The following is a 22537-nucleotide window of genomic DNA, read 5'->3' as shown; positions in this document are numbered from 1 at the left end:
CCGGTCTCAGGGGCGTTTTGCAGTGACGAAGGCCGCAAGGCTTGCCACGTTGCTGAAATGGTTACGGGTGTCCTTGGCGTCGGCGTCGATCTTGATGCCGTACTCCTTCTGGATCGCCAGGCCTAGCTCCAGGGCATCCACCGAGTCCAGGCCCAGGCCTTCGCCGAACAGGGTCTGGTGGTCGCCGATGTCGTCGACTCCAATATCCTCCAGGCCGAGGGCGTCGATGATCAGCTGTTTGATGTCACGGTGCAGATCGCTCATCTTCGGCGAGCTCCTTGATGAAATAGTGATGCAAGAAATCGTTGAGCCTGCGCGAAGCCTGGGGCGGCGGGCCGAGCGCGGCGAACGCCTGTGGATCTATATCGGCCCCGACGTGAAAACTGAAGTGCACGCGGCGCCGGGGGATGCGATACCAGGGTTCGGCCTTGGTCAGGGTCGTGGGGTTGACCTTGATCGTGACGGGCGTGAGGATTTTCGCACCCCGCAGGGCGATGGCCGCGGCCCCCCGATGAAAGGCCGGCACCTGGCCTGGCTGGGTGCGCGTCCCTTCGGGAAACACGATCAGTGTCTGGCCATCTTGCAGGGTATCGCTGGCGGCATCGAGCATGTCCATGCTGCCGTCGTTGCTGATGTACTGGGTTGAACGCAATGGCCCACGGGTAAAGGGATTGTCCCACAGGCTTTGCTTGACCACGCAGTTGGCGTTGGGCACCAGCCCGATCAGGAACACCACGTCGATCAGCGAGGGGTGATTGGCAATGATCATCTGCCCGGGGCGCCCGAGCCGTTCGGCGCCATCGATCTGGTAGGTGAGCACGCCGGTACGGGCCATGAACCGGATAAAGAACCAGAACAACCGCCCGACGGTGCGACGAGCCCTTTGTCGGTGGGCCTGGGCATCACCGGGCAGCCAGGCCAGCAACGGAAATACCAGCAAGCGCAGGCACAGCCCGCCCAGCCCGAACAGGGCGAAGCTTGCGGCGGTCGCGACCAGGCGCCAGTAATAGGCGTCGCGATGTTTACCGGTCACCGGTTGCGTTGCCAGGTCCATACACGATTCTTCCAGGCATGTTGGCAGGTGGTTTCGTTGTTCAGCAGGGTACGCAACAGGTCCAGGGCATGGGGCCAGTCGCCGCCGGATCGTTGGCCGGCCTGCGCGGACAGCTCCAGTTGCCAGTCGTCGCCCGGCGTCAGCAGCAGGCCCACGGCATAGGGGAAAGGCACGTCATCGACCCACGGTGCGTAGACTTGCGGCGGTTGTTCTTCGGTGATCACCAGCAACACCGCCGGCACGCCTTCATTCAACAAGGCGGCGGCCTCCAGCATGCCGTGTTCCAAGCCGTCGCCGGTGGCGGCCAGGGCGGTCATTTCGCTGGTTTCGCCGCGCATGATCGACCACAGGCCGATTACGGCGTTGTGCACCGACAGGCTGAACTGGGTTGGCGACAAGGGTTGGTTGGCCGCCAGGTCCTTGAGAATCTCAAACGTGCGCGGGGTTTCGCCGTGGCGGGAAATAAAGACCAACGGTAGGTCCCGTTGGCCCTCGGCCAGTGGCCAGCCGACACTGAAGGCCATCCGCGCCAGGCGGCTTAGGCGACGACGCTGCATGGCGGGCAGGAACGATACGTCAGGGGCGGCATCGCTGGCCGGCAATACAACCGGCTGTCGGCTCCAGGCCTGCCAGTCGTCCACGCTTTCGAGCCCAGGGGCCCACGCGCGCCATTGGGCGATATTGAAATTGATCAAAACTCATCCCACCCCTGCGGGGCTTTTATTGTCACGGTTCAGTGGTTTGACCCGCGTCCTACCCTGCATGGCCTTGCGACCCAAGTGGCGCGCATTATCCCGGTGCGGTTGGCTTGTAGCAAATACTGGTTACATTTTGCCCAGCAATCTGTACGAGTCGGTCCACTCGATGCCTGGCTTGGACCATTGTCGCGATCGTCACGGGCTTGTCTGTCGGTAGTTTCAGTCTTTATCCGGGCACAATTGACGTTTGAGTCGTGGGAAATGCCACTGTTGCAGTAGTCCTTCTACGCAGAAGGTAGCTAAGCAGTGTCGCGGGCTACTACACTCGGGAATCTTTGATACACGGAGGTTTTGACATGCGGCGTGTGGTGTTCAATCAGAAAGGTGGCGTAGGCAAGTCCAGCATCGCCTGCAATCTGGCGGCTGTCAGCGCCAGCGAGGGCTATCGCACGCTGTTGGTGGACCTGGATGCCCAGGCCAATTCCACTCAATACCTGACTGGCCTGACCGGCGACGATATCCCCATGGGCATTGCCGACTTCTTCAAGCAGACCCTGTCGTCCGGGCCTTTCTCGAAAAAGAACAAGGTGGATATCTACGAAACGCCGTTCGACAACCTGCACGTGATCACCGCCACGGCGGAGCTGACGGACCTGCAGCCCAAGCTCGAGGCGAAGCACAAGATCAACAAGCTGCGCAAATTGCTCGAAGAGCTGGAGGAGGATTACGACCGGATTTACCTGGACACCCCGCCAGCGCTGAATTTCTATGCGGTTTCAGCGTTGATCGCCGCTGATCGGGTGCTGATTCCCTTTGACTGCGACAGCTTCTCCCGTCAGGCCTTGTACGGCCTGCTGGCGGAAATTGAAGAACTCAAGGAGGACCATAACGAAGGCCTGGAAGTCGAAGGCATCGTGGTCAACCAGTTCCAGGCCCGCGCCAGCCTGCCGCAGCAGATTCTCGACGAACTGATCGCCGAAGGCCTGCCGGTATTGCCGGTGTACTTGAGCAGTTCGGTGCGCATGCGCGAATCCCACCAGGCCAGCCTGCCGCTGATCCACCTTGACCCGCGGCACAAGCTGACCCAGCAGTTCGTGGAACTGCATGGATTGCTGGAAAGTGCCTGACTGGCAGGCCTGTACAAATCCAATGTGGGAGCGAGCTTGCTCGCGATAGCGGTCTGCCAGTCGATGCAATATTGACTGATACACCGCCATCGCGAGCAAGCTCGCTCCCACATGAGTGTTTTGTTTCAAATTCCCTGGCTGCGCAACCAGCTCATCAACTGCGGCAACGGCAGCGCCCCACTCTGGCGCGCCACCTCCCGGCCGTCCTTGAACAGAATCAGGCTGGGAATCGAACGGATCCCCAACTGCGCCGACAGTTGCTGGTTGGCCTCGCTGTCGAGCTTGGCCAACCGGCATTTGCCCGTCAACTGCGCGGCGGCCTGTTCGAACACCGGGGCGAAGGACTTGCACGGCCCACACCAATCGGCCCACACATCCACCAGCAACGGCAGGTCGCCCTTGATCTGGCTGGCGTAGTCGCCTTGCTTGAGTTCGAACGGTTTGCTCAATAACACCTGGGCCTTGCAGCGCCCGCACTTGGGCTGGTCGCCCAGGCGTTCGGCGGGTATGCGGTTGAGCCCGTTGCAATGGGGGCAGGGGATCAGCATCAGGTCAGTCTCCCGGAAAAATCATTGGCACAGATTGAGCACTATACATAAACCACCACAAAACCCTGTGGGAGCGGGCTTGCTCGCGAAGGCGATGTATCAGACACATAGATGTCGACTGATACACCGCCTTCGCGAGCAAGCCCGCTCCCACATTTTGTACTACGTCGCTGTTACTTAGCGTTGGTCAGCGTGTTGTAGCTGGTCATCAGGTTGCGATAGTCCGGGATGTGGTTGGAGAACAAGGTCGCCAGACCTTCCACGTCGTTGCGCCAGTCGCGGTGCAGTTCACAGGCCAGGCCGAACCAGGTCATCAGTTGTGCACCGGAGGACGACATGCGGTCCCAGGCCGATTGACGGGTCAGTTCGTTGAACGTGCCGGATGCATCGGTGACCACGAACACGTCGAAACCTTCGGCCAGGGCCGACAGTGCCGGGAAGGCTACGCAGACTTCGGTGACCACGCCGGCGATGATCAGTTGCTTCTTGCCGGTGGCCTTGATCGCCTTGACGAAATCTTCGTTGTCCCAGGCGTTGATCTGGCCAGGACGAGCGACGTATGGCGCGTCCGGGAACAGGGTCTTGAGCTCCGGCATCAACGGGCCGTTGGGGCCGGTTTCGAAGCTGGTGGTGAGGATGGTCGGCAGTTGGAAGTACTTCGCCAGGTCGGCCAGGGCCAGCACGTTGTTCTTGAAGCGGTCCGGGTCGATGTCGCGGACCAGGGACAGCAGGCCGGCCTGGTGGTCAACCAGCAGAACGGCGGCGTTATCTTTGTCGAGACGGTTGTAGGAAGTGGTCATGGCGTAGCCCTCATTAAGTTTTGTTTGCCGAAGGTTTCGGCGTGGTTAAGGTTTTTAATGTCGGTGTAGCGATTGATCAGTGACTCATCCGGTCGAAGCGCTCCGGCTTCAATCCGTGTTGCGTTTCGATGGGTGTAGATTAAAACTGGCACCTTTGATGCGCTAGACTGCAAAAATCCGCCTTAGCGTTCTATCTGGAGAACGATCATCGAAGACCTCAACACGCTGTACTACTTCACCCAGGTCGTGGAGCACCGTGGCTTCGCCGCCGCGGGACGGGCGTTGGACATGCCCAAGTCGAAGCTCAGCCGGCGTATCGCCCAACTGGAAGATCGGCTCGGTGTACGCTTGCTCCATCGCACCAGCCGCCATTGCACGTTGACGGAGATCGGCCAGGCCTATTACCAGCGCTGCCTGGCGATGCGGGTCGAGGCCGAGAGCGCGGCCGAGGTGATCGAGCGCAACCGTTCCGAGCCCCAGGGGCTGGTGCGCCTCAGTTGCCCGACGGCATTGCTCAATAGCTGGGTCGGGCCGATGCTGACCCGCTACATGCTCAAGTACCCGCGGGTGGAGTTGTTCATCGAAAGCACCAACCGCCGGGTCGACTTGATTCATGAAGGGTTCGATATAGCCTTGCGGGTGCGCTTTCCGCCCCTGGAAAATACCGACATGGTCATGAAGGTGCTGAGCAACAGCACCCAGTGCCTGGTGGGCAGCCCGGCTTACCTTGAGCGCTTGTCTTCACCCGCTTCGCCGGCGGACCTCAACGGTCTGCCGAGCGTGCATTGGGGTGGGGCGCAGCGCGAATACCAGTGGGAATTGTTCGGCCCGGACGGCAGCCGCGCGTTGATCCGCCATGAACCGCGCATGGTCACCGACGACCTGCTGGCCCTGCGTCACGCCGTGCTGGCAGGCATCGGCATCGCTCACCTGCCCACCGTAGTGGTACGCGAAGACATAGCTGCCGGTCGACTGGTGGAACTGGTGCCGGGCTGGACGCCCAAGTGCGGGATCGTTCATGCGATCTTTGCCTCACGACGCGGGTTGCTGCCGTCGGTGCGTACGCTGATTGATTTTCTGGCTGAGGAATTCAGCCAGAGTGATATGGCGTAGCGTGGAGGCAGCCATGCCTGCGGATTCTCCTTGTGGGAGCGGGCTTGCTCGCGAAGACGGTGTGCCAGTCAACATCTATGTGTCTGATACGCCGCATTCGCGAGCAAGCCCGCTCCCACAGGGACTCACACTCCAGGCTTTTCCAAGGACGTTTATCAAGGCTGCCATTCATCAGGTGCGCCGCACTGAAAAGCTGTCAGGGCCTCAAAAAGACACCACGTATCTGTTTGCAGACTCAGGAGGTCCCATGAGCCATCCTCAAGACCCAGCCACTCCCCAAGCAGTGGACAACCCCAATGACGACGGCTTCGTCCTCGGCACCGCCGGCCGCGACGAAGACCCCAACGCCGCCCCATCCTACGCCACCGACCGTCGCCACGACCGGGACGAACTGACTCCCGAAGACGCCCGCGGCATGCCCGGCTATCCCGAGGAAAAACCAGCGGCCAAACCCAAGGAGAAGAGGGTTGAAGAGGCGGAGCCGGGGATCGAGACGCCTGAGCAGGGGAACGATAAGGTTGGGTGAGCAGGACTCATATCTGCTCACATTTCTTACCGAGACCTAAATCTTTCGGCGACTAGGCTGGAAACCAGCAAGAGCTAACCATTTGTCTAACTGGCGCTATCGCAATTTGCGATGCGCCAGATTTGTGTTTAACTTCCCCATAGCAAAATGCGATAAGGACGTTGCATGCATGTGATCACTGAGAAACGTATTTGGGAGGCCAAGGAGGGATGAGTGCACTGATCGAACAAGTCGCCGCCCATTGGGAGTTTGTGTCGCCCCTGCTGCGTAAGCCCAGGAGCGAAGAGGATTACGACCGGTTGGTCGCAGCACTCGATGAATTGTTGGAGTTGGTTGGCGAAGAAGAAGCCCATCCGCTGATGAGTCTGGTGGATATCATCGGTGAATGGATCGAGGCATGGGACCAGCAGCACCGGCCAATGCCCAAGGCGAGCGGTGTCGAGGCGCTGCGTTACCTGATGCGTGAACATGGCATGAGCCAGAGCGACTTGCCGGGCGTTGGTACCCAGTCGGTGGTATCGGAGGTATTGAGCGGTAAGCGTCAGCTCAATTTGAGGCAGATCCGCTGGTTGGCCGAGCGCTTCGGTGTATCGGTGGAAACCTTTATTTGATGGTTCGGTGTAGCGCTGTGAAATACCGACCTGCTTTTGTGGCGAGGGGATTTATCCCCGCTCGGCTGCGAAGCAGTCGTAACCCGGCTGGCGCGGTTTATCTGTTGCACCGCGTTGCTTGTCTTGGGTCTGCTGCGCAGCCCAGCGGGGATAAATCCCCTCGCCACAGGGTAGTCATGTCTGCGGTCCGAACAGTGATGGGTTGGGCGGGCGGTTTATTTTCAGCCGTGGCGCCGCGTTACGACGAACAACTGATCTCCAGGTGCTTGCCCCACTCCGGCGGACGTTGCGCGTAGCTGTCCATGCCCGGTTGTTCCTCGAACGGCTTGCTCAGCACGGTGTGCAGGCGGCGGACTTCGTCGTAGTCACCTGACTCGGCGGCGTCGATGGCTTTTTGCGCCAGGTAGTTGCGCAGCACGTACAGCGGGTTGACGGCGTGCATGCGGGTGCGACGCTGGTCTTGATCGACGGGGCCTTCGCGGTTGACCCGAGCGACGTAAAGCTCGCCCCAGGCATCGAAGCCCTTGAGGTCGACGAAGTCATCGCGCAGGGTCGCGACGGCTTGCTCGGGGGATTGATCGCCCAGTCGGCGAAAGAACAGGCTGTAGTCGACGCCGCTGTTCTGCATCAATTGCAGCAGGCGTTCCAGCAACTTCTGGTCATCTTCCTCGGCGCAGGTCAGGCCGAGGCGGCGGCGCATCAGGTCCAGGTAATGGGCCTGGTACAGCGGCAAGTACAACCCCAGGGTTTCGCGCAGGGCTTCGACACTGATGAAGGGTGTCAGAGCCTGGGCCAGGGCGCTGAGGTTCCACTGGCCGATGGGTACCTGGTTGCTGAAGGAGTAGCGACCCTGGTCATCGGAGTGGTTGCAGATGAAGTTGGCATCGAAGTCGTCGAGGAAGGCGAACGGTCCGAAGTCAAAGGTGATGCCCAGGATCGACATGTTGTCGGTGTTCATCACGCCATGGCAGAAACCGTAGGCTTGCCATTTGGCAATCAGCTCGGCGTTGCGCTCGACGATTTCGCGGAACATCGCCAGGTACGGTTCCGGTTGCTCGCGGCACTCGGCAAAATGCAGGTTCAACACGTGCTCGGCCAGGGCCGCCTGCAGTTCGGGTTTCTTGGTGTAGTAGAAGTATTCGAAATGCCCGAAGCGCACATGGCTGGGGGCCAGGCGCAGCACCATGGCGGCGCGCTCCTGTTTTTCCCGCCACACGGGGGTGTCAGAGCCGATCACGCACAAGGCCCGGGTGGTAGGAATGCCGAGGGCGTGCAGGGCTTCGGAGGCGAGGAATTCGCGGATCGAGGAACGCAGCACCGCGCGCCCGTCGCCCATCCGTGAAAACGGCGTCTGGCCGGCACCCTTGAGGTGCAGGTCCCAGTGCTCGCCGGCCTCGTTGTACACCTCGCCCAGCAGCAATCCTCGACCGTCGCCCAGTTGTGGGTTGTAGTGACCGAACTGATGCCCGGAATACACCATCGCCCGTGGCTCGGTTTCGGCCCAGAGCTTGTGGCCGCCAAAGATCTCGGCGAACAGCGATGCCTCGGCCTCTGCCGGATCCAGGTCCAGCAACGCCATGGCCGCCGGGCTGGCGACCACCAGCCGTGGGTTGTCGATGGGCTCGGGCAGCACGTGGGTCGAGAAACCGTCGCCCAGGCGGGCGAAGCGGTTATCGAAGGTCAGGGTTTCCAGGGTTTTCATGGCCGTCTCCGGCGGGACGCCCGCAGGCAACCCGCAATCAGTCGAGTTTGCCTTGCGGTGGCTCAGGCACCGGCTTGATGCTGGCGACAGCCGACGGCACGGGCGTGATGGTCTTTTTGTCGGGCTCGGCAGGCACCAGTTTGTATTCCTGGCCTTGCATGTTCTTCAGATAGATTTCCATCTGTCGGAAGGAGATGTTGATGTGCTCCTTCTTGAATTCCCGATTGATGAAACGATTGATTTCGTCCAGCACCGGGTTGCGGTCACCGAGGTCGCGTACGTGCATGCGCAACTCGTGGTCGAGGGTGCTTTCACCGAAGTTCAGGAAGTACACGATCGGCTCCGGCTCCTTCAGCACCCGTGGGTTCTCGCGGGCGGCCTTGAGCAGCAACTCGCGCACCAGGTCCAGGTCCGAGCCATAGTCCACGCCCAGTTTCAGGGTTACCCGGGTGACGGTGTCGGTCAGCGACCAGTTGATCAGTTGCCCGGTGATGAACGTTTTGTTCGGGACGATGATGTCCTTGCGGTCGAAGTCGGTGATGGTGGTCGCACGAATGCGGATCTTGCTCACCGTGCCCGACAGGTTGCCGATGGTGATGGTGTCGCCGATGCGCACCGGGCGCTCGAACAGGATCATGATCCCGGAGATGAAGTTGGCGAAGATCTCCTGCATGCCGAAGCCCAGGCCCACCGACAGCGCGGCCACCAGCCATTGCAGTTTGTCCCAGCTCACGCCCAGGGTGGACAGGGTGGTGACGAAACCGACGCCGGCGATCACATAGGACAGCAGCGTGGTGGTGGCATAGGCACTGCCCTGGGCCAGGTTCAGCTTCGACAGCACGAACACTTCCAGCAGGCCCGGCAGGTTGCGCGCCAGGGCGAAGGTGATGCCGATGATGATCAGCGCCCCGAGCATGTCGCCGATGCTGATGGGCACCATGCTCATGTTGGCGCCAGTGCCGCTGGTGTATTCGTAGAGGGTGATGTTGTCCAGGTACGAGAACACGCTGATCAAGTCCGACCAGACCCAATACAGCGCGGCGATGAAACCACCCAGCAGGGCCAGGCGGATCAGGCGCAGGGACTGTTCGTTGACCTTCTCGATGTCCAGGGTCGGCTCCTCGACCACCGCTTCGCCATCGCCGGCTTCCTTGGCCGCCTGGCGCTTGGCCAGGGCGCGCTGGTAGGCCAGGCGCCGCGCCGCCACCGACAGGCCGCGGACGAAGGTCGCCTCGATCACCAGCCAGAACATCAGCAGGTACAGGGTGTTGATCAATCGATCGCTGAGTTTCAGCGCGGTGTAGTAGTAGCCGAAGCACACCGCCACGAACAGCGCGATCGGCAGCGCGGTGAACAGCACCCCGACCGCCTTGCGGAACAACGAAGTGTTCTTGTGGGTCGGACTGCTGAGCAACAGACGGCTGAGTAACCACGCCATCAGCGCGTAGCAGGTCAGCACCACCGGCATGCCGAGCACGTCATCGGCCAGGGTCGAGGGTTGCAACTCGGCCACGGCCACCACAGCCACCAACGCCAGCACCACCAGCCCGAGCCGGCGGATCCAGCCCTGGAGGAATTCGACCTGGGGTTTCTCCCAGCGGAAATGCAATTCGGCCACGCCACCCGGCGCCAGCACTCGATAGGCGGTGTAGAACACCAGCCAGGCCTGGCCGATCTGCAGCAGCGCCGCGCCGAGGTTGGCGTTCTGGCCGCGGGCGTCGATCTGCAAGGCATAGCCGCAGAGAGTCAGCCCCAGGGCCACGGGCATGGCCAGCAGGATATTGATCAGGATCGCCTGAGGGGTGTGCCACTGGCTGTCGCGCTTGAAGTGGCCCACGTCTTGGTGAACCTTGTTCAGGCGGGCATAGAGATGCTTGCGCCGCCACAGCAGCGCACCGATCAGCAGCGCCAGGGGCAGGAACAGCAGTGGCCGCTGGGTCAGGCCATCGGCCAGCTCGCTGAGGCTGGAGGCCCAGGGCAACGAGTCGATCTGTTTTTCCAGGCGTGTCGGCACGGCACGCATCCATTCGAAATCCAGCGGTTTATTGCTGGGGATCCAGAACATCTGCTCTTCGAGGGTCGCCCGCAGGTTCTGAGCGGTGCTGAGCAGTTGTTTCTGGTTGAGCTGCAAGGTGATGGATTCGTTGAGCACTGCGCTCAACTCACGGTTCAGCCGTTCCAGCAGGTCAACACGGGTCAGGGCCAGTTCCAGCAAGGTCTTGCGCAGTTGCGGGGTGACTTGTTCCGAGGGCTGGGAGGCCAGCAGGCTGTCGACGTAGGCGCTGGGGTTGTTCAGCAGTTCACGCTGCTGGCTGACTTCGAACTGGTACAGGCGGATGTCGGCGATCTGGTCGGCCAGATTCTGGTCGAGCTTCAGGCGCGGCAAGGTCTGGCGCTGCTTGTAGAGAATCTTGGAGAGCAGCAGGCTGCCCTTGAGCACGCTGATCTGCTCGTCCAGGGCCGCGTCGGTCTGGGTCACGCTGTCCAGCAGTTGCTTGGTCTGCAGGTTCTGCTGGGTGACCTCGTTGAGGCGGTCGGTGCTTTTGAGCAGGTAGTCGGAGAGCTTCAGGTTGGCCGCGCTTTCGGTCGCCAGCAAGCTGCTGCCGCCAGCTTTCTGGGCTTCGATGGATTGCTGGGTCACCGTCTCCTGGGATTGGGCCAGGCGCTTCTGGTTGATCAGGTTCTGCAGGTCCTGGATTTCCTGCTCCATGCGGGCGATTTTTTCCATCAGCAGATCGTGCTGGCCGTTGCCCAGGTCCTGCAGTTGGCTATTGCCGGCCAGTTCCTGGCGGCGCAGTGGGATCAGCGCATTGAGCGCCGCCGACTCGGCGTTGAGCTGGTCGCGCTGCTCGCCGCTCAGGGTCTTGCCGGCGTCCCTGCCGGCCTTGAGGGTGGCATTGATCTGCTGGATGCGGGTCTGGCTGTTGGAAATTTCCGCCTGGGCCCGCTCGGGACGGGTTTGGGCGGTGATGATCAGGCTGTTGGCATCGGCCAGGGCTTTTTGCAGATCACTCTGCTGGGTGGAGCGATCCGTGAGCATCTGCTCGAGTTGGGGAATCGGCAGGTTGGCATAGCGTTGCGCCACCGGCACCACCGTGGTGCCCTTGAGCCGCGCCAGTTCGCGCTGGTTCTCGATGTTCTGCTTGGGCGCAGTGGCCAGTTGCTGCTTGAGCGCCTGCAGCTTCTGTTCGTAGTCGGCCTTGTTGTTGAGTTGGGTCAGCGTGCTCTGCAAGACGGCCTGCAGGGCTTTCTGGTCGGCTTCCGGCAGTTTGCGGTCGGCGATCTTGTCCAGACTGGCCTGCACCGAAGCGCTGGTGGGAAGATCAGCGGCTTGCAGCGTGCAGACGGAGAGACTCAGGCCCAGCAGGGCGGTGGCGAAAAAGGAGCGCAGGATAGGCATAGAGACCGGTCAAGCAAATGAGAGTGGGAGCAGTTTAGAGGAACAAGCCGGGACCCGGGCGACTTCCTTCGGGGAATCTGACGCCCACTTTGCCGATCTTGTTCCCGTCCATGGCCGCGACGGTCCACAGGGTATTGTTCCATTCCACCTGGTCACCGACCACGGGTGCGCCGCCCACTTTCTGGGCGATGAAGCGGCCCAGGGACATGTCCGGATCAATGCCGTCCAGCTTCAACCCGTACAGCGCGGCAACCGCGGCCAGTTGGGCGTCTCCTTCGAGTACGAAGTCGCCGAAGAAGCGCAGATCCAGGCCCCGTTGCGGCGCTTGGCTGAACAGTTTTCCAAGGGCCGGCAAATCGTGTTCATGGCCGATAACACACAGCAAATCATCGACTTCCAATACCGTACTACCCGACGGATGGAGCAGTTGCTGGCCACGAAACAGGGCGGCGATGCGGGTGCCTTCGGGCATTTTCAGGTCGCGCAGGGGCGAGCCGATGCACCACTTTTCCGCGCCCAGGCGATAGATGAACAGCTCCCACTCGCTGGTGACGTGCACTTCCAGCGCCGCCCGGGAAATCGGCGACGGTTCGGGCGGGACGGTCACGTGCAGCAACTTGGCGACCCATGGCAGGCTCGTGCCCTGTACCAGCAGCGAGACCAGCACGATAAAGAACGCCAGGTTGAAATAGAGCTGGGCGTGGGGCAGGCCGGCCATCAGCGGGAACACGGCCAGGATGATCGGCACCGCGCCGCGCAGGCCGACCCAGGAAATGAAGGCTTTCTCGCGACCATGGAACGCCTTGAACGGCAGCAGGCCCACTATGACCGACAACGGACGGGCAAACAGGATCATCCACAGCGCCAGGCCCAGGGCCGGCAGGGCGATTGGCAGCAGGTCGTGGGGCGTGACCAGCAGCCCCAGCACCAGGAACATGCCGATCTGGGCCAGCCAGGCCATGCCATCGAGCATGTGCAGGATGCCGTGGCGGCTGCGCACCGGGCGGTTGCCGATCACCAGGCCGCACAGGTACACCGCCAGGAAACCGCTGCCGTGCAGGGCGTTGGTCAGGGCGAACACGGCCAGGCCGCCACTGATGACGAGGATCGGGTAGAGGCCGTTGGCCAGATTGATGCGATTGACCAGCTGCAGCATCAGCCAGCCACCGCCCAGGCCGAGTACCGAACCGATGCCGAACTCACGCAGCAGGTGCCCGAGCAGGCTCCAGTGCAGGCCGGTTTCGCCACTGGCAAGCATGCCGATCAGGGTGACGGTGAGGAACACCGCCATGGGGTCGTTGCTGCCGGACTCGATCTCGAGGGTGGCGCTGACCCGCTCGTTCAGGCCCTTGCCGCCCAGCAGCGAGAACACCGCCGCGGCATCGGTCGAGCCGACGATGGCACCTATCAGCAGGCCCTGGATCAGGTTCAGATTGAACAGCCAGGCCGCCGCCAACCCGGTCAGCCCGGTGGTGATCAACACACCGACCGTGGCCAGGGACAACGCCGGCCACAGCGCCACGCGGAAGCTCGAGACCCGCGTGCGCAAGCCGCCGTCCAGCAGGATGACGGCCAAGGCGAGGTTGCCGACCAGATAAGCCGTGGCGTAGTTATCGAAAAGAATACCGGCGCCGTCGACACCGGCCACCATGCCCACGGCCAGGATGATCACCAGGATCGGGATGCCCAGGCGGGACGAAAGGGAACTGACCAGGATGCTCGCACCTACCAGCAACGCGCCGATCAAGAACAGGCTGTTGATGGTCGTTGCAGTCAAAGGCGTTACTCCGGGAAAACTGAGGGGCGGGCACAGACTGACCATGCAGTCTGCGTGCCAGCGATTCTAACCTGTTGAAATGTGATGCTGTCAAAAAAGGTTTGGGATTGGGGGCTGAACAAGCCCCTCACTATTGATTAACAGCAATGGATTGGACATAGCCCTTGTGGCGAGGGGATTTATCCCCGTTCGAGTGCGAAGCGCTCGCCTTCTGGTTGCATGGCAGCACGGTTGGGGGCTGCTTCGCAGCCCAGCGGGGATAAATCCCCTCGCCACAGGACGCTCTCGCCTCAAAGGCAGGTGAAGCCTTAAAGGCTGAACCGCCCGACCATGCTGTTCAGGTCCACGGCCAGGCGCGACAGTTCGGCGCTGGCGGCACTGGTCTGGTTGGCGCCGGTGGCCGATTGCACCGACAGGTCGCGGATGTTCACCAGGTTGCGATCCACTTCACGGGCCACCTGGGCCTGTTCCTCGGCGGCGCTGGCGATCACCAGGTTGCGTTCGTTGATCTCGACGATGGCCGTGTTGATGGTGTCCAGGGACAGGCCGGCACCGCGGGCGATGTTCAGGGTCGACTCGGCGCGCTCGGTGCTGTTGCGCATCGAGTCCACGGCGTGTTCGGTGCCGCTCTGGATGCTGCCGATCATGCGTTCGATTTCGCTGGTCGACTGCTGGGTACGGTGGGCCAGGGCGCGGACTTCGTCGGCCACCACGGCAAAACCACGACCGGCCTCACCGGCACGGGCGGCTTCGATGGCGGCGTTCAGAGCCAGCAGGTTGGTCTGGTCGGCCAGGCCGCGGATCACGTCCAGCACTTTGCCGATATCGCGGGACTCATTGGCCAGGTTACCGATCAGCGTGGCGGTGCTTTGTACGTCGGCGCTCATGCGTTCGATGGCGCCGACGGTTTCCTGCACCAGGTCGCGGCCGTCGCCAGCGGATGTGGTGGCGTGCTTCGACGCTTCCGACGTGCTGACCGCGTTGCGTGCGACCTCTTCCACGGCGCTGGTCATCTCGTTGACCGCTGTCGCGGCCTGCTCGATTTCGTTGTTCTGCTGGGTCAGGCCCCGGGCGCTTTCGTCAGTGACGGCGTTGAGCTCTTCGGCCGCCGACGCCAGCTGTGTGGCCGAACCGGAGATCCGTTGCAAGGTATCGCGCAGTTTTTCCTGCATGGTCGACATCGCCCGCAGCAGGCGACCGGCTTCGTCGCTGCCGTCCACGGTGATCGGCCGGGTCAGGTTGCCCTTGGCGATTTCTTCGGCGGCATCCAACGCGTTGGCGATCGGCTTGGTGATGCTGTTGGTCAGCAGCCAGGCGAACAGCAGGGTCAGGCCGGTGGCGATGACCAGCAGGGTGACCACCCAGATGAAAGCGCTTGAATATTGTTGCGCCGCGCCCTTATTGAGCGCCTCGGCTTGCAGGTTGTTGATCTCCAGCAAGCGGCCGATTGCGACATTGATGGCATCGGAGTTGCTCAGCAGTTCAGTGTTGAGCAACGTGCGCAGTTCATCGACCTGATTGTTGCGTGACAGGGTTTTCATGCGCTCTTCGAGCTGGCGGTACTGCCCGAGCAGTTGCCCATACTGATCGTAGGCGGCCCGTTCTTCCGGAGCGCTGATGAGTTTTTCGTAGGCGGCCTGGGCCACGCGGATCTGTTGGCCGCGTTGTTCCAGCAGATCGTAGGTTTTCTGCTGGATGTCCGGCTCGCGGTTGACCAGCAAGCGATAGGACAAGACGCGCAGGCGCAGGGTGAGTTGGGTGAACTCATCCAGGGCCTTGATACTGGGCACGCTGTTCTGGGCGATGATTTCGCCAGACCCGCGGATTTTGCTCATCTGGGTCAGGGCGAATACCCCAAGGGCCAGCATCAGGGCGCCAATCAAGGCAAACCCCAGGAACGCCCGCGGCGCGATGTTCATATTACGTAGGGACATGGAAAATACCGAAAGAAAATAGAGGCGTCCGTGCGGGGCTGAGACTGCTGTTAGCTGGCTTATCGGTCATGGGCCTGAAGTCTTGAGGCGTTGTGGGCTTTTGTCGCAGGACAAGGCCTGCCACGCGACGAAGGGTAGGAACCCGATGCTTGAATCGCAGTCTCTACAGCTCGCGAGCCAAGCACCGCCACCGTGTAAAGCGTGGCATCGGCGGTGACTTTTCTTTATCGTACGCGCCCCTTGGAAAAGCCTGGAAATCAATATGTTGGAAACATCCCTCAGCCAACTGGAGCAACTGGTCAACGACCTGGTGCAACAGAACCTGCACCTCACCGGCCTGAACGAAACCCTGAGCGCCGAACTTGCCCGGGCCAAGGATGAAAACGAAAGCCTGCAACTGAGCCTGATGGAACAGGAAGAGCTGCACGGCGCCACCGCCGCCCGCATCCAGGCCCTGATCGAGCGCGCCAGCGCCGGTCCTGTCAGCGCATGAAGCACGGCGTCGATGGGGTGACGGTCATCTCGATCCTGGGAGAAGACTATTCAATCAAAGCGCCGGCCGGGCAGGAACAGGCCCTGCTGGACGCCGCTTCGATGCTCAAGGCCGCCCTGGCCGACACGAAAAGGAAATACCCGACGCTGATCGGTGACCGCCTGCTGGTATTGGCGGCCATGAACCTGTGTTCGCAACAGATCGAAATGCAGAAGAGCCATCAGGCGGAACTCGACCGTTACCAAGAGCAAGTCAGCGCCACGGTCGAGGTGATTGCCAAGACGATCCAGCAGGCCTGAAGTCTTTTAGGACCCAGGGTTGGTGGTGATCTAATGTGGGAGCGGGCTTGCTCGCGAAGGCGGTATGTCAGTCACAATTGATTGGTCTGATCCGCCGCTTTCGCGAGCAAGCCCGCTCCCACAGGATATTTCTGTGGGCACAGAGTTGTGTCCACCGCCGATCCACTGTGGGAGCGAGCCTGCTCGCGATTGGATCTCAGCCGCGCCACGAGTCTTGCCTCAGAACCACTCATCCCGCATCCCCAGGCACGTATCATCCCGCGCCTCGAGAATCGCCAGCTCATGGTGACAACCCGGCACTTCCCAGGTCAGGAAGTAGCGCGCCGCTTGCAGCTTGCCTTTATAGAAGCCGCTGTCCGCGGCATTGCCCCTGGCCAGTCCTTCCTCGGCACGAATCGCCTGTTCCAGCCAGCGCCAGCCGATCACCATGTGCCCAAACACTTTCAGGTACAGCGCCGAGTTGGCGAGGCTGCTGTTGACCTTGCCCTGGGCCAGATCCGTCAGCAGGCCCAGGGTGACGGTTTGCAGGCGCGCCACCAACGCTTCCAGCGGCTGACGTAATGGCGTCAATGATGGGTGCGCCTGGGCCCGTTCGGTGGTGTCGGCCACCAGGCGGATCAACTGCTTGAGCCCGGCGCCGCCATTCTGCGCCAGCTTACGCCCCAGCAGGTCCAGGGACTGGATGCCGTGGGTGCCTTCATGGATCGGGTTCAGGCGGTTGTCGCGATAATACTGCTCTACCGGGTATTCGCGGGTGTAGCCGTGACCGCCCAGGATCTGGATCGCCAGTTCGTTGGCTTTCAGGCAGAACTCCGAGGGCCAGGATTTGACGATGGGGGTCAGCAGGTCCAGCAGTTCATGGGCGCGCCGACGCTCGGCTTCGCTGTCCAGGGTGGTGGTGTCGTCGAACAGCCGTGCTGCGTACAAGCCCAGGTCAAACGAACCCTCGACGTAGGCTTTTTGGGTCAAGAGCATGCGGCGCACGTCGGCGTGCTGGATGATCGCCACCGGGGCGGTGGTCGGATCCTTGCTGTCGGGCACCCTGCCCTGCGGACGTTCGCGGGCGTATTCAAGGGAATACAGGTAGCCGGCGTAACCCAGCATCACCGCACCCATGCCGACGCCGATGCGCGCCTCGTTCATCATCTGGAACATGTAGCTCAGGCCGTGGTGCGGCTTGCCTACGAGGTAACCGACGCATTCGCCGTTGTCGCCGAAGTTCAACGCGGTCGACGTGGTGCCGCGCCAGCCCATCTTGTGGAACAGCCCGGCCAGCAGCACGTCGTTACGCGGGCCGAGGCTGCCATCGTCGTTGACCAGGAACTTGGGCACGATAAACAGCGAAATGCCCTTCACGCCCGGCGGCGCGTCCGGCAATTTCGCCAGGACCATGTGCACGATGTTTTCCGACAGGGGATGATCGCCGCCGGAGATGAAGATCTTGTTGCCCTTGAGTCGATAGGTGCCATCGGACGCAGGCTCTGCCCGTGTACGAATATCCGACAGCGAAGAACCTGCATGGGGTTCGGTCAGGGCCATGGTGCCGAAGAAACGGCCGTCGATCATCGGCTGCAGGAAACGTTGCTTCTGCTCATCGCTGCCGAAGCTTTCGATCAGGTTCGCCGCGCCCATGGTCAGGAACGGGTAAGAGGTCGATGCGGCATTGGCCGACTGGAAGTGGGCGAAGCAAGCCTGGGACAGCAGCGTCGGCAACTGCATGCCTCCGGCGTCGAAGCTGCGCGCGGCATTGAGAAAGCCGGCCTCCAGAAAGGCATCCACCGCCGGCTTTACCTCGGGAATCAGGATCGCCTGGCCGTTCTCGTAGCGTGGTTCGTTTTCATCGTTCTTGCGGTTGTGGGGCGCGAAGAATTTTTCGGCGATGCTGCGGGCCGTGCCGAGGGCTGCGTCGAAGGTTTCGCGATTGTGTTCAGCAAACCGCTCGCGCTGGGTCAGGCCCTCGGCATCGAGGACTTCATACAGCTCGAAAGCCAGATTGCGGGAACTGAGCAGCGTCTCGGACATGGCGGCCTACCTTTTTTTGGAATGGGCCGAGTCTAGGCGTGGCAATGGAGGCTGAACAGGATGATTGATTTGAGTGATGGAGGAGCGAGGGTGACGCTAATCAAAATGTGGGAGCGAGCTTGCTCGCGATAGCAGTGTCCCAGTCGACAACATTCCTGACTGAACCACCGCTATCGCGAGCAAGCTCGCTCCCACAGGGATTGGATTGCCAGGCACCCATTGCAGGTGCCTGGTCTACAGCGGGTTTAGCCGATGGTCATCAGGCTGGCGTTACCACCTGCGGCCGCGGTATTGACGCTCAAGGCCCGCTCGATCACCAAACGCTCCAACGCAATGTTGGTCTCGCCCTGGGACAAACCATGCACCCCGATGATGGCGCCGGCACGCTTGGCCACTTGCTGGCAAACGCCCCGCAATTGGTCCGAGTCGCCGTGGTGCAGGACCGCGTCGAACAGCACATCGTCCTTGGTCCAGTCGGCAACCCGTTGGATGCGTGCCTGAATCTCTTTCGGCAAGCGGGTGAACAAGGCCTTGCTGGTGTCGGTTTCCGGCCACACGGCCGAGCCGCCCACGGCCAGTACGGCCGCCAGTTGCGTCAGCAGGTCGCCTTCCACGTCGGCCAGGCACAGCACGTGCTCGCGCGGCAGGATGGCGTAGCTGTTGCGTTCGCCGGTCGGGCCGGTCAACTGGCGGGTGATGCCGCTTTGCGATTGGGCCGCGAACTGCACGCACAGGGCGCTCAGTTCAGCGAGCTTCTGGCTGTCGGCCCAGGCTTGCAGGGCGGTCAGCGGTTTGCTCATGGCATCGCGCAAGCGCAGGTCCGGCGCAACCAAGGCGTCGCCACGGACGAAGGACTGCTGGATCGCGTCGGTAGGACGAGTCGACAGCAGGCGGTACAGGTACAGCGGGCCACCGGCCTTGGGACCGGTGCCCGACAGGCCTTCGCCACCAAACGGCTGTACACCGACCACGGCGCCGACAATGTTGCGGTTGACGTAGACGTTACCGGCATGGACGTTGTCGATGACCTTGGCGATGGTTTCGTCGATGCGCGTGTGCACGCCCAGGGTCAGGCCGTAGCCGGAGGCGTTGATCTGGTCGATCAACTGACCCAGTTCCTTGCGCTTGTAGCGCACCACGTGCAGCACCGGGCCGAAGATCTCCCGCTGCAGCTCGTCGAAGCTTTCCAGCTCGATCAGGGTCGGCATCACGAAGGTGCCGCGCTTGCACTCGTCGCTGTCGGCGATCGCCATCTGGTAGACGGTGCGACCTTTGTCGCGCATGGCCTGGATGTGTTTCTCGATGCCAGCCTTGGCTTCGGCGTCGATCACCGGGCCGATGTCCACCGACAGGCGCTCCGGGTTGCCGAGGCGCGATTCGGCCATGGCGCCCTTGAGCATTTCGATGACGCGGTCGGCGGAATCTTCCTGCAGGCACAGGACCCGCAGGGCCGAGCAACGCTGGCCGGCACTGTCGAAGGCCGAGGACACGACGTCGATGACCACTTGTTCGGTCAGGGCCGAGGAGTCGACGATCATGGCGTTCTGGCCGCCGGTCTCGGCGATCAGCGGGATCGGCCGGCCCTGGTTGTCCAGGCGACCGGCGATGTTGCGTTGCAGCAGGCGGGCGACTTCGGTGGAGCCGGTGAACATCACGCCTTTGACCCGATCGTCGCCGACCAGGCGGGCGCCAACGGTTTCGCCACGGCCCGGCAGCAGTTGCAGGACGCCTTCCGGAATGCCGGCTTCGAGCATCAGGCGCACCGCCTGGGCCGCCACCAGCGGCGTCTGCTCGGCGGGCTTGGCCAGAACCGGGTTGCCGGCGGCCAGTGCGGCGGCGACCTGGCCGCTGAAAATCGCCAGCGGGAAGTTCCACGGGCTGATGCAGACCACCGGGCCCAGAGGGCGGTGGGCGTCGTTGGTGAAATCGTTGCGTGCCTGCACCGCGTAATACCGCAGGAAGTCCACGGCTTCACGCACTTCCGCGATAGCGTTGGCGAAGGTCTTGCCGGCTTCGCGGGCCAGCAGGCCCATCAGTGGCTGGATCTCGCCTTCCATCAGGTCGGCGGCACGCTCGAGGATCGCGGCGCGCTCGGCCGGTGGCGTGGCCTGCCAGATCGGTGCGGCGTTGAGGGCGCACTGAATGGCGTTGTCGACGTCGGCAACCGTGGCTTCCTGCACATGGCCGACCACATCGCGGTGATCAGACGGGTTCAGCACCGCTGCCGGGGTTTCTTCGCTGGCAGCGCAACCGAGCATCGGCGCGGCTCTCCAGTCGTTATGGGCAGTGGCCAGCAGGGCGCAGGACAGCGACGCCAGGCGATGCTCGTTGGCCAGGTCGATGCCGCTGGAGTTGGCGCGGTCGCTGCCGTACAAGTCGCGCGGCAGCGGAATGCGCGGGTGCGGCAGGCCGAAGCCGCCTTCCAGGGTTGCCATCTGCTCGATGCTGGCCACTGGATCGGCCACCAGTTCCTGAATGGAAATCGACTGGTCGGCGATGCGGTTGACGAACGAGGTGTTCGCGCCGTTTTCCAGCAAGCGGCGTACGAGGTAGGCCAGCAGTGTTTCGTGGGTGCCGACCGGGGCGTACACACGGCACGGACGGTTCAGCTTGCCTTCGGAAACCTTGCCTACAACTTGTTCGTACAGCGGTTCACCCATGCCGTGCAGGCACTGGAATTCGTACTGGCCCGGGTAATAGTTCTGACCGGCGATGTGGTAAATGGCCGACAGGGTATGGGCGTTGTGCGTGGCGAACTGTGGGTAGATGACTTCCGGCACCGACAGCAGTTTGCGCGCGCAGGCGATGTAGGACACGTCGGTGTACACCTTGCGGGTGTAGACCGGATAGCCTTCCAGTCCTTCGACCTGGGCGCGCTTGATCTCGCTGTCCCAGTACGCGCCTTTTACCAGGCGAATCATCAGGCGGTGGCGGCTGCGCCGGGCCAGGTCGATGACGTAATCGATCACGTACGGGCAACGCTTCTGGTAGGCCTGGATCACGAAGCCGATGCCGTTCCAGCCGGTCAGCTGCGGCTCGAAGCACAGGCGCTCCAGCAGGTCCAGGGACAGTTCGAGGCGGTCGGCTTCCTCGGCGTCGATGTTCAGGCCGATGTCGTATTGCTTGGCCAGCAGGGTCAGCGACAGCAGGCGCGGGTACAGTTCGTCCATGACGCGCTCGTACTGGGCGCGGCTGTAGCGCGGATGCAGGGCCGAGAGCTTGATGGAAATGCCCGGGCCTTCATAAATCCCACGGCCATGGGACGCTTTGCCGATCGAATGAATGGCTTGTTCATACGAGGCCAGGTACTTCTGGGCGTCATGTTCGGTGAGCGCCGCTTCACCCAGCATGTCGTAGGAATAGCGGAAACCCTTGGCTTCGAACTTGCTGGCGTTGGCCAGGGCTTCGGCGATGGTTTCGCCGGTGACGAACTGCTCGCCCATCAGGCGCATGGCCATGTCGACGCCCTTGCGGATCATCGGTTCGCCGCTCTTGCCGATGATGCGGCTCAGGGAGGAGGTCAGGCCCGTTTCGTTATGGGTGGCGACCAGCTTGCCGGTCAGCAACAGGCCCCAAGTGGCGGCATTGACGAACAGCGACGGGCTGTTGCCCAGGTGCGGCTGCCAGTTGCCGGTGCTGATCTTGTCGCGGATCAACGCATCACGAGTGCCTTTGTCCGGGATGCGCAGCAGCGCCTCGGCCAGGCACATCAGGGCTACGCCTTCCTGGGACGACAGGGAAAATTCCTGCAGTAAGCCCTGAACGATACCGGCACGGCCGCCGGCACTTTTCTGGTTACGCAGTTTTTCCGCAATCGAAGCCGCCAGCTTGTTGGTGGCTTCGGCCATTTCCACTGGCAGGCGGGCCTGCTCGATCAGCATCGGCACCACTTCCGGCTCAGGGCGACGGTAAGCGGCGGTAATGGAGGCGCGCAGGACCGATTGCGGCAGGATGCTCTCGGCAAATTCGAGGAAGCATTGGTGAGCATGGTCGACCTGTACGTCGCCGGCATCATCGCTGTCGGCACGGGGTGAACCGTTCAGCTCGGTCAGGGTTGCACCACCCTCGAGTTTTTCCAGGTAATTGAAAATTGCCTGCTTGATCAGCCAGTGCGGCGTGCGATCGATCGAGGTTGCGGCCGCCTTGAGGCGTTCGCGGGTCGGGTCATCGAGTTTGACCCCAAGGGTGGTGGTAGCCATATTTTTATCCTCATGTTTACCACGTATGGCGTGGCATCAGCTGGCGGCAAGATTAGCTGCGCGATGATTGAGGTGCAACCGGGTGCAACCCTTTTTTTCTTGAAATGACAGGCAGCTCATCCGGAAGCCAGGGCGTGCCCGCCAATCCTGCACCGGCTTAGTGCTTTGGCTTCTAGTGATGCCCTGCGGACCGCACTAAAAGGGAGCAAAAAACGACGATTTTGCGATAAAACC

At 62.0% G+C, this 22537-nt stretch carries 17 protein-coding genes; 6 read left to right on the top strand and 11 right to left on the bottom strand.

The genetic code is table 11. The features are described 5' to 3' along the window. Positions 1 to 6 precede the first annotated feature (6 nt). The 3 genes from BM317_RS20030 to BM317_RS20020 are packed head-to-tail and all read right to left on the bottom strand — an operon-like array spanning position 7 to position 1749. Positions 7 to 264: a phosphopantetheine-binding protein gene (locus BM317_RS20030; RefSeq protein ID WP_060739511.1), complete on the bottom strand. Its 258-nt coding sequence runs from the start codon at positions 262 to 264 to the stop codon at positions 7 to 9. Continuing rightward, positions 245 to 1054: a lysophospholipid acyltransferase family protein gene (locus BM317_RS20025; protein ID WP_060739510.1), complete on the bottom strand. Its 810-nt coding sequence runs from the start codon at positions 1052 to 1054 to the stop codon at positions 245 to 247. Before BM317_RS20025 ends, BM317_RS20030 begins: the two co-directional genes overlap by 20 nt. Continuing rightward, positions 1030 to 1749, bottom strand: a complete 720-nt coding sequence (locus tag BM317_RS20020; protein WP_092173560.1) for a beta-ketoacyl synthase chain length factor — start codon at positions 1747 to 1749, stop codon at positions 1030 to 1032. Before BM317_RS20020 ends, BM317_RS20025 begins: the two co-directional genes overlap by 25 nt. Positions 1750 to 2108: 359 nt before the next feature. Here BM317_RS20020 and BM317_RS20015 point away from each other — a divergent pair, with 359 nt between their 5' ends. Then, positions 2109 to 2879, top strand: coding sequence for a ParA family protein (locus BM317_RS20015; RefSeq protein ID WP_092173555.1), 771 nt, complete (start codon positions 2109 to 2111; stop codon positions 2877 to 2879). 125 nt (positions 2880 to 3004) lie between these two features. Here the strand turns inward: BM317_RS20015 and trxC are convergent, their stop codons facing one another. Together trxC and ycaC are read right to left on the bottom strand one after the other, a co-directional pair. Beyond that, positions 3005 to 3427 (bottom strand): thioredoxin TrxC, encoded by a 423-nt coding sequence (trxC, locus tag BM317_RS20010; RefSeq protein WP_025211468.1) that lies wholly within the window; start codon positions 3425 to 3427, stop codon positions 3005 to 3007. A gap of 173 nt (positions 3428 to 3600) precedes the next feature. Continuing rightward, a complete protein-coding gene (ycaC, locus tag BM317_RS20005; RefSeq protein ID WP_092475868.1) occupies positions 3601 to 4227 on the bottom strand; it encodes an isochorismate family cysteine hydrolase YcaC in 627 nt (208 codons plus the stop codon). 207 nt (positions 4228 to 4434) lie between these two features. On the opposite strand from ycaC, the gene BM317_RS20000 reads away from it, so the two are divergent. The 3 genes from BM317_RS20000 to BM317_RS19990 all read left to right on the top strand — a co-directional run bounded on the left by BM317_RS20000 (position 4435) and on the right by BM317_RS19990 (position 6477). Further along, positions 4435 to 5340: a LysR family transcriptional regulator gene (locus tag BM317_RS20000; protein ID WP_218189436.1), complete on the top strand. Its 906-nt coding sequence runs from the start codon at positions 4435 to 4437 to the stop codon at positions 5338 to 5340. A gap of 247 nt (positions 5341 to 5587) precedes the next feature. Beyond that, positions 5588 to 5866, top strand: coding sequence for a hypothetical protein (locus tag BM317_RS19995; protein WP_092475865.1), 279 nt, complete (start codon positions 5588 to 5590; stop codon positions 5864 to 5866). Between the two features lie 209 nt (positions 5867 to 6075). Then, positions 6076 to 6477, top strand: coding sequence for a helix-turn-helix domain-containing protein (locus tag BM317_RS19990; protein WP_092173537.1), 402 nt, complete (start codon positions 6076 to 6078; stop codon positions 6475 to 6477). A 238-nt stretch (positions 6478 to 6715) separates the two neighbouring features. Here the strand turns inward: BM317_RS19990 and selO are convergent, their stop codons facing one another. From selO to BM317_RS19970, 4 genes are all read right to left on the bottom strand, one after another. Next, complete coding sequence (selO, locus tag BM317_RS19985; RefSeq protein ID WP_092173533.1) at positions 6716 to 8179, bottom strand: protein adenylyltransferase SelO; 1464 nt, start codon at positions 8177 to 8179, stop codon at positions 6716 to 6718. A 37-nt stretch (positions 8180 to 8216) separates the two neighbouring features. After that, on the bottom strand, positions 8217 to 11579 hold the full coding sequence (gene mscK / locus BM317_RS19980) for a mechanosensitive channel MscK (protein WP_092475862.1): 3363 nt from the start codon (positions 11577 to 11579) through the stop codon (positions 8217 to 8219). A 34-nt stretch (positions 11580 to 11613) separates the two neighbouring features. Continuing rightward, entirely contained in the window at positions 11614 to 13356 is a 1743-nt protein-coding gene (locus tag BM317_RS19975; protein ID WP_092173525.1) for a potassium/proton antiporter, read from the bottom strand. A 308-nt stretch (positions 13357 to 13664) separates the two neighbouring features. Beyond that, complete coding sequence (locus BM317_RS19970) at positions 13665 to 15290, bottom strand: methyl-accepting chemotaxis protein (protein WP_092475859.1); 1626 nt, start codon at positions 15288 to 15290, stop codon at positions 13665 to 13667. A gap of 262 nt (positions 15291 to 15552) precedes the next feature. Between BM317_RS19970 and BM317_RS19965 the strand changes: the two genes are divergently transcribed. Beyond that, complete coding sequence (locus BM317_RS19965) at positions 15553 to 15783, top strand: hypothetical protein (RefSeq protein WP_053117769.1); 231 nt, start codon at positions 15553 to 15555, stop codon at positions 15781 to 15783. Beyond that, on the top strand, positions 15780 to 16082 hold the full coding sequence (locus BM317_RS19960; protein ID WP_092475855.1) for a cell division protein ZapA: 303 nt from the start codon (positions 15780 to 15782) through the stop codon (positions 16080 to 16082). Before BM317_RS19965 ends, BM317_RS19960 begins: the two co-directional genes overlap by 4 nt. 219 nt (positions 16083 to 16301) lie before the next feature. On the opposite strand, the gene BM317_RS19955 is transcribed toward BM317_RS19960, so the two are convergent. Further along, entirely contained in the window at positions 16302 to 18104 is a 1803-nt protein-coding gene (locus tag BM317_RS19955; protein WP_092173512.1) for an acyl-CoA dehydrogenase, read from the bottom strand. A gap of 245 nt (positions 18105 to 18349) precedes the next feature. Then, positions 18350 to 22303, bottom strand: a complete 3954-nt coding sequence (putA, locus tag BM317_RS19950) for a trifunctional transcriptional regulator/proline dehydrogenase/L-glutamate gamma-semialdehyde dehydrogenase (RefSeq protein WP_092475852.1) — start codon at positions 22301 to 22303, stop codon at positions 18350 to 18352. Positions 22304 to 22537: the final 234 nt, after the last annotated feature.

The sequence above is a fragment of the Pseudomonas sp. NFACC24-1 genome (genome assembly GCF_900115235.1).
Classification (GTDB): Bacteria; Pseudomonadota; Gammaproteobacteria; order Pseudomonadales; family Pseudomonadaceae; genus Aquipseudomonas; species Aquipseudomonas fluorescens_AA.
Note: the sequence above shows the minus strand (reverse complement) of the source record. Positions and strands in the feature narration are given on the sequence as shown.

What these genes read in the sequence shown, in the direction of transcription:
- trxC (WP_025211468.1), bottom strand. Translation starts at nt 3,427, where the DNA reads ATGCTGATCCCCTGCCCCCATTGCAACGGGCTCAACCGCATACCCGCC.
- mscK (WP_092475862.1), bottom strand. Translation starts at nt 11,579, where the DNA reads ATGCCTATCCTGCGCTCCTTTTTCGCCACCGCCCTGCTGGGCCTGAGT.
- BM317_RS19965 (WP_053117769.1), top strand. Translation starts at nt 15,553, where the DNA reads ATGTTGGAAACATCCCTCAGCCAACTGGAGCAACTGGTCAACGACCTG.
- BM317_RS19960 (WP_092475855.1), top strand. Translation starts at nt 15,780, where the DNA reads ATGAAGCACGGCGTCGATGGGGTGACGGTCATCTCGATCCTGGGAGAA.
- BM317_RS19995 (WP_092475865.1), top strand. Translation starts at nt 5,588, where the DNA reads ATGAGCCATCCTCAAGACCCAGCCACTCCCCAAGCAGTGGACAACCCC.
- putA (WP_092475852.1), bottom strand. Translation starts at nt 22,303, where the DNA reads ATGGCTACCACCACCCTTGGGGTCAAACTCGATGACCCGACCCGCGAA.
- selO (WP_092173533.1), bottom strand. Translation starts at nt 8,179, where the DNA reads ATGAAAACCCTGGAAACCCTGACCTTCGATAACCGCTTCGCCCGCCTG.
- BM317_RS19955 (WP_092173512.1), bottom strand. Translation starts at nt 18,104, where the DNA reads ATGTCCGAGACGCTGCTCAGTTCCCGCAATCTGGCTTTCGAGCTGTAT.
- BM317_RS19970 (WP_092475859.1), bottom strand. Translation starts at nt 15,290, where the DNA reads ATGTCCCTACGTAATATGAACATCGCGCCGCGGGCGTTCCTGGGGTTT.
- ycaC (WP_092475868.1), bottom strand. Translation starts at nt 4,227, where the DNA reads ATGACCACTTCCTACAACCGTCTCGACAAAGATAACGCCGCCGTTCTG.
- BM317_RS20030 (WP_060739511.1), bottom strand. Translation starts at nt 264, where the DNA reads ATGAGCGATCTGCACCGTGACATCAAACAGCTGATCATCGACGCCCTC.
- BM317_RS19990 (WP_092173537.1), top strand. Translation starts at nt 6,076, where the DNA reads ATGAGTGCACTGATCGAACAAGTCGCCGCCCATTGGGAGTTTGTGTCG.
- BM317_RS20025 (WP_060739510.1), bottom strand. Translation starts at nt 1,054, where the DNA reads ATGGACCTGGCAACGCAACCGGTGACCGGTAAACATCGCGACGCCTAT.
- BM317_RS20015 (WP_092173555.1), top strand. Translation starts at nt 2,109, where the DNA reads ATGCGGCGTGTGGTGTTCAATCAGAAAGGTGGCGTAGGCAAGTCCAGC.